Source organism: Phenylobacterium sp. (assembly GCF_004799395.1).
Classification (GTDB): domain Bacteria; phylum Pseudomonadota; class Alphaproteobacteria; order Caulobacterales; family Caulobacteraceae; genus Phenylobacterium.
The window spans coordinates 1-3,989 of record NZ_SSMZ01000097.1; the positions used below are offsets into that span (position 1 = coordinate 1).

The following is a 3,989-nucleotide window of genomic DNA, read 5'->3' on the forward strand; positions in this document are numbered from 1 at the left end:
GGCGCCGAAACGCCCGCCGGCGCGGGCTTCGGGCCGGCCGCGCAGAAGCTCGCCCGCTACTTCCGGATGAGCCCCCAGACCCTCGACGGCCAGCCGGTGGACGGCGCGACCGTCAATATCCCCATCCGCTTCAGCGTCCGCTGAGCTGAAGCGACGGTGCGGCTGGGCGCCTGGCTACTTCCCAGGCTGGGCGCCCAGTTTGCGCGTGAGATATTCCGCGGTCGCCGTGTCGGCCTTGAGCCACGAAGCATAGCGCAGGAAGCCGTGGATCTCGTCGGGGATCACCAGTTCCTCGAAGTCGACGCCCTTGGCCTGCAGCCGCCGCGCCAGGTCCACAGTCTCGGCGAAGTTCACGTTGCGGTCGTCATCGCCCTGGATCAGCAGCACCGGCGAGGTCCAGGTTCCGACGTCGGCGTCCGGTGAGGCCTTGAAAGCCACCTCCAGCGCCTGGGCCAGGTCGCCCTTTTCGTAGCGGTCGGTGCGCGCGCCGTACTGGCGGGCCACCGAGCGCGACCAGTCGTGGACCCCGTGGAAGTCTACCCCGGCTTTGAAGATGTCGGAGTTGCGCGCCAGGGCGAGCGCCGTCAGCAGGCCGCCATAGGAGCCGCCCCAGATGCCGATGCGGCTGGGATCGACGCCAGGCGTCGCCTGCAGGAGCCGTCCGCCGGCCGCCACGTCCTGGTACTCCGATGAACCCGCCGCCCCGCCATGCTCCGCGTGCTGGAAGTCCCAGCCGTAGCCGATGCCAAGGCGATAGTTCACCGACAGCACGGTGAAGCCGTGGGCGGCCATGTACTGGTTCATGGCGTAGGCGTTCGAATAGTAGTCCATGTAGGACCAGCCGAGCATCATCTGCCGCGGCGGCCCGCCATGGACGAAGATCACGCCGGGCGTGTTCTTGGCGCCCGGCGCCTGGAAGAGCTGGCCTTCGACGGTCAGGCCGTCCGGCGCCTTCCAGCTCACTTTCTTCGGGATCACGAACTGGGCGCCCGGATAGGCCGGGTCAGGCGCCTGGCCGGCCAGTTCGCGGCGGCCCGACGCGGCCAGCGACACCAGGTCCACCGCCGGCGGACGGCGCGCGTCGGCGGCGATGAAGGCGGCCCCGCTCGACAACGCCGCCGGGCTCCACTCCAGCGTCGCCCCTTCGGTCAGGGCCACCGGCGCGCCACCCTCGGCTGAGACCCGGTAGAGGTGACGGCGCTGGTTGTCGTCGCCGTCCTTGCCAGTGTTGGCCGAATAGATCAGCGACCGGCCGTCGACGCTGGGTACGATGTGCTCGACCATGAAGGCGCCGGGCGTCAGCAGCTTCGCGTCTCCGCCGCTCGCCGCCACCGAATAGAGGTGCGGCCAGTTGTCGGCCTCCGAAAGGAAGGTCAGCCGCCCATTGCCCGCCCAGTGCAGGTTGGCCTGGCCGGCGAAGTCCGGATAGGAGCCGCGCAGGGTGTCCGGGCTCGTCCAGACCTTGTGGGCGGCGGCCGTGGCCGCCTCGGCGGTCCAGATCGCCCAGGGACGCGGGGTGCGGGTCAGGATCGGCAGCGGAGCGCCGCCCCGGCCCGGCTGGCGGGTGAAGGCGATCTGCTTGCCATCCGGCGACCACTGCGGCTCGCGGTCGATGCCTGTGGAGGGCGACATCCACTCGATCGGCTGGTCCGCCGAGGTGAAGACCCCGATGAACCCGTGGTCTTCGCGCAGCGAGGAGAAGGCGAGCCTGGAGCCGTCCGGCGACCAGGCCAGCTCGCTGTCCTTGCCGCGGTCGAAGAACAGCTTCTTGGCGCCCGCGCCGTCGAGCTTGGCGGTCCAGACGGCGCCGTCTTTCAGGTAGGCCAGGGCGCCGTTGGAGGAGACCGCCGGCGCATCGCCCTCGACAATCTTCGCAGCCGGCCTGGCGGCGGTCGGATCGGCCAGCCACAGGGTGACCTTGGGCTCCGTCGGGCTGTGGCTCGGATCGGGCGACAGGTTGCCGGCGGCCGGCCAATTGGCGTCGTGGTCGCCGCCGCGCACGAAGACCAGTGTCGAGCCGTCCGGCGAGAAGGTGAGCTGGGTGATCTCCTGGCCGTCGTCCTCGGTGAACTGGGTGGCCTGCTTCGGCGTGAAGTCCGGCGCTTGCGCCACCCAGACGTTGCGCACGCCCTTCACGTCGCGCACCCAGGCGATCCGGTCGGCGTGCGGCGCGCTCACCAGGCCCAGCACGAAGGGGTAGCTCAGCGTGTCCTGGATGGAGAAGTTGGCGCCCTGCGCTCCGCCGCCAGCCGCCGCCAGGGCCACGGCGCAGGCCGCACCGGTCAGATACCCCTTGATGCTCATCGAACGCCCCATCCTTGTGCGAAACTCAGTAACTCTTCGGCAGGCCCAGGACCCGCTCGGCGATGAAATTGAAGATCATTTCACGGCTGACCGGCGCAATGCGCGGGATCATCGCCTCGCGGAAATAGCGCTCGACGTCGTATTCCTTGGCATAACCCATGCCGCCGTGCGTCAGGACCGCGGTTTCGCAGGCACGGAAGCCGGCCTCGCCGCCCAGGTACTTCGCCGCATTGGCCTCGGCCCCGCACTCGAGCCCGGCGTCGTAGAGCGCCGCGGCCCGGAACGCCATCAGGTTGGCCGCCTCCAGTTCGGCCCAGCAACGGGCCAGCGGATGGGCGATCCCCTGGTTCTGGCCGATCGGCCGGCCGAAGACGATCCGCTCCTTGGCGTAGCCGGCGGCCCTCTTCAGGCCCGCGCGGCCCAGTCCCACCGCCTCGGCCCCGATCAGGATGCGTTCAGGGTTCAGCCCCTGCAGCAGGTAGTGGAAGCCCTTGCCCTCCTCGCCCACCAGGGCGTCGGCCGGCACTGCCAGGTCGTCGATGAACACCGCGTTGGACTCCACCGCCTTGCGGCCCATCTTGGCGATCGGCGTCGCCTGGATCTTCTCGCGGTCGAAATCGACGTAGAACAGGCTGATGCCGTCGGTGGCCTTCTTCACCTCGGCGCGCGGGGTGGTGCGGGCCACGATCAGCATCTTGGTCGCCCGCTGCGCCATGGTGGTCCACATCTTCCGTCCACGGATGACGTAGCCGTCGTTGGTGCGCGTGGCGTGGGTGGTCAGGCTTGCGGTGTCGAGGCCAGCGTCGGGCTCGGTGACGCCGAAGCACATCTTGTCCTGGTTGGCGATCAGGCGGGGGATCAGCTTCTGCTTCTGCTCGGCGGTCCCGAACTTCACCAGCGGCATGGGGCCGAAGATGTTCAGGTGCAGCGCGCTGGCGCCGGTGAAGCCGGCGCCGCTCTCGGCGACCGCCTGCATGGCGATGGCGGCCTCGGTGACGCCGAGGCCCGAGCCGCCCAGCTCGACCGGCATGGCGGCGCCCAGCCAGCCGGCTTCGGCCATGGCGGCCACGAAGGTCTCTGGAAACTCGCCGGTCTCGTCGGTGCGCCGCCAGTAGTCGGCGTCGAAGCCGGTGCAAAGCCGCAAGACCCCCTCGCGGATCGCCTGCTGCTCGTCGGTGAATCCATAGGCCGTCATGGCGCGAACCTCGCAGGGTCGAGCCGCGCCGCATAGGGGCCAGGATCGCGCCCGGCCACCTGCGCTGCGACGATCGCGGCGACCAGCGGCGCCAGGAGCCAGCCGTTGCGCCGCGCGCCCACCGCCAGGATCACGCCCGGAGCGCTCGCAGCCCCGATCATCGGCAGCCCGTCCGGCGTGGCGGCGCGGACGCCGGCGGACACGCCGAAGGTCGCGCCCGCCAGCGCCGGGAACAGCCGCTCCCCCGCCGCGATCAGGGGCGCGAGGCTCTCCGGGTCGGGCTGAGTGTCTTCCCGGCCCGGCTCCATCGTCGCCCCGATCGCCAGGCCGGCCGCGCCAGGCACAGCGTACAAGCCCTCGCCGCGCAGACTGATCCGCCCGCCGCGCCGGTCGGCGTAACGCAGGATCTGGCCCTTGATCGGCGTCAGCCGGCGAAGCTCCGGCGCAAGTTCGGCCAGGCCCAGCGCGGCGCCGGTGGCGATCACCAGCC

Annotated in this window: 3 protein-coding genes and 1 pseudogene; 1 reads left to right on the forward strand and 3 read right to left on the reverse strand. The window is 70.6% G+C overall.

Going from position 1 to position 3,989, the window contains the following annotated elements:
- Positions 1-144: pseudogene (locus E8A12_RS06995) on the forward strand (energy transducer TonB); the annotation flags it as partial.
- Between the two features lie 30 nt (positions 145-174).
- On the opposite strand, the gene E8A12_RS07000 reads toward E8A12_RS06995, so the two are convergent.
- From E8A12_RS07000 to E8A12_RS07010, 3 genes are all read right to left on the reverse strand, one after another.
- On the reverse strand, positions 175-2,304 hold the full coding sequence (locus E8A12_RS07000) for a prolyl oligopeptidase family serine peptidase (protein ID WP_293367200.1): 2,130 nt from the start codon (positions 2,302-2,304) through the stop codon (positions 175-177).
- A gap of 25 nt (positions 2,305-2,329) precedes the next feature.
- On the reverse strand, positions 2,330-3,499 hold the full coding sequence (locus tag E8A12_RS07005; protein WP_293367201.1) for an acyl-CoA dehydrogenase family protein: 1,170 nt from the start codon (positions 3,497-3,499) through the stop codon (positions 2,330-2,332).
- The coding region (locus tag E8A12_RS07010; protein ID WP_293367202.1) for an FAD-dependent oxidoreductase at positions 3,496-3,989 on the reverse strand (494 nt) is incomplete at its 5' end. The genes E8A12_RS07005 and E8A12_RS07010, both read right to left, overlap by 4 nt.